The sequence below is a fragment of the Kitasatospora sp. NPDC058243 genome (assembly GCF_042882025.1).
In the GTDB taxonomy this organism is placed as follows: domain Bacteria; phylum Actinomycetota; class Actinomycetes; order Streptomycetales; family Streptomycetaceae; genus Kitasatospora.
Genome location: NZ_JBHVWW010000064.1, coordinates 1 through 2,477, shown reverse-complemented (window position 1 = coordinate 2,477; position 2,477 = coordinate 1). Strand labels below are relative to the sequence as shown.

The 2,477-nt window shown below is 74.7% G+C and carries 2 protein-coding genes; one reads left to right on the top strand and one right to left on the bottom strand.

Features of this window, described 5'->3' with window-relative positions; all coding sequences use genetic code 11:
• Positions 1–92: 92 nt before the first annotated feature.
• A complete protein-coding gene (locus ACFVX9_RS31220; RefSeq protein ID WP_380381070.1) occupies positions 93–749 on the bottom strand; it encodes a M48 family metallopeptidase in 657 nt (218 codons plus the stop codon).
• Between the two features lie 324 nt (positions 750–1,073).
• Between ACFVX9_RS31220 and ACFVX9_RS31215 the strand changes: the two genes are divergently transcribed.
• Positions 1,074–2,162, top strand: coding sequence for a ThiF family adenylyltransferase (locus ACFVX9_RS31215; RefSeq protein ID WP_380381068.1), 1,089 nt, complete (start codon positions 1,074–1,076; stop codon positions 2,160–2,162).
• Positions 2,163–2,477: the final 315 nt, after the last annotated feature.

The window sequence follows — 2,477 nt, the reverse complement described above, 5'->3', positions numbered from 1 at the left end:
GGCCGATACGGCCCGCGCCCCCTCTTTTCGTTCTCCGCGTCGTTCTCCTCGCCGCCCTCTTCGCCGCCGCCTCCCGGCCGGGCGTCAAGCCGTCAGCCGCAGGAACAGGCCGGATCGGCATCCCGGTCGGCGTGCCGGGCGCCGGGGATGTGCGGCAGCCGGGCCGCCGAGACCACGCCCTCCAGGTAGCCGCGGGCCCGCTCGGTCCGGGGGTAGGCCTCCAGCAGGGCCCAGAACGCCGGGCCGTGGTCCGGCACCAGCAGGTGGGCGAGCTCGTGCAGCAGCACGTAGTCGAGGACGTACTCCGGCATGCCCTGCAGACGGTGGGAGAGGCGGATCGTCCCCTCGCTGGGGGTGCACGAGCCCCAGCGCGAGTTCTGGTTGGTGACCCAGCGGACCTGGGCGGGCCGGGCGCGATCGCCCAGGTAGGCGGCCGACAGCCCGCGGGCCCGGTCCATCAGCGCGTCGTCGCCGAGGATCCGGCGGCTCTCCTGGGCGGCGAGCTTCTCCAGCATCTGCGCGACCCAGCGCTGCTCCTCGGCGTGCGACATCCGGGCCGGGATCAGCACGATCGTGCGGTCGCCCTCGCGATAGGCCGAGACGGTGCGACTGCGGCGGGCGCTGCGGCGCACTTCCACCCGGCCGCGGTCGTGCGGCTCCGGTGGCGCGACGGCGGCCGGGTGCTGCGGCGACGCGGGCCTCGCCTGCTGATCCTGGTCCCGACGCCCACGCGTGCCGGGCGCCGCCACTTGCGACCCGGACGCTGCACGGGCACGCCGACGCGACGCCGGTGGATGGGAGTCCCGCTCGGCTGCCATGGCACACGACGTTACCCGGTACCACGGACAGAAGTCCGGTGCCGTGGCCGAAATCTTTCGTGGAGTGATCGGGAACGAAAAGTCGACGGCGGGTGTCCGGAAACTGGCGCCGGAGCGGATGGGCAGTTATCCACAGGGTCTGCGAACAGATGATGTGATCATGAGCCCGAGCCTGTGGATAACTTTGCGCACGACGTCGGCGCGATGGGGCATGCTGCGGTCAGCCGTCCGGAAACGATCGGAAGGGAGATCGCCGTGCGCCTCGTACTGAAGCCCGCCCTGTCCCGCAGCTGGCGGGACTCCGACACCCTGCAGTTCGGGACCATCACCCGCTACGCCGGGGTGCTCGGCCAGGCCGACAAGACCCTCTGCGACTTCCTCGGCCTGGTCGACGGGACCAGGGAGCGCCCCGAACTGCTGGAGGCCGGCGAGCAGCTCGGCCTGGGCCGGGAGCCCGCCGACGCACTGCTGACCGACCTGGAGGAGACCGGGTTACTGGACGACGCGGAGGCGACCGGCACCGCGCTGGCCCGCTTCCCCCAGCCCCACCGGGACCTGCTCGGGCCGGACCTCGCCTCACTGTCCCTGGTCCACTCCGGCCCCGGCGCCGCACCGGCGGTCCTGGCCCGACGGGCCGGCGCCCGGATCGAGGTCCGCGGCGCGGGCCGGGTGGGCGCCGCCGTGGCGGCCGTGCTCTCGGCCGGCGGGGCGGGCACGGTCACCGTGGTGGACGGCGGCCGGGTGCGCCCCGGGGACTGCTCCCCGGCAGGACTGCCGCCGGGGGACGTCGGGCGGCTGCGGTTGACGGCCGCCCGGGAGGCCGTGCAACGGGCGTCGGGCCGACCACTGGTGCCCGTGCCCCGGCGAAAGCCCGACGGGCCGCCGCCCGACCTCGTGGTGCTCGCGCCCCGGGACGGGAGCGGGGCGTTCGCCGGCGGGACGTACGAGGCCCGACTGCTGCTCCGGGCCGGGGTGCCGCACCTGTACGTCGGATTGGTCGAGGAGTTCGGGGTGGTCGGGCCCCTGGTGCTGCCAGGGGTGTCGGCCTGCGGACACTGCCTGGTCCTACGCCGGGAGGACGAGGACGCCGCTTGGCCCCGGATCCTGGCCCAGCTGGCGGACGGCGGGCCCGGCCGAGCGCGCACCCCGGCCTGCGACACGGCCCTGGCCACGATGGTGGCCGGCCTGGCGGCACTGCACGTCCAGATCCACCTGGACGGCGGGCGGCCGCCGAGCGTGGACGGATGGTGCGAGGTATCGGCCGGCGAAGGGATGCCACGACGTCTGCGACTGCGCGGACATCCGGACTGCGGGTGCCTCTGGCAGCCGCAGCCACCGAGGTAAGGAGGAGAGGAACCCGCCGGGCGCAGGCCCGGCCGAGGAGAGGAACCTGCCGGGCGCAGGCCCGGCGGCTGCGAGGCTCGGCAGCCGCCCGGCCCCACGCCACGGCGGCCCGGGCCGGCGCCCGGCCAGGTGAGCCCATGGCCAGGTGAGCCCATGGCCAGGTGAGCCCATGGCCAGGTGAGCCCATGGCCAGGTGAGCCCATGGCCAGGTGAGCCCATGGCCAGGTGAGCCCATGGCCAGGTGAGCCCATGGCCGGGTGGGCCCATGGACCAGGTGAGCCCATGGCCAGGTGAGCCCATGGCCAGGTGAGCCCA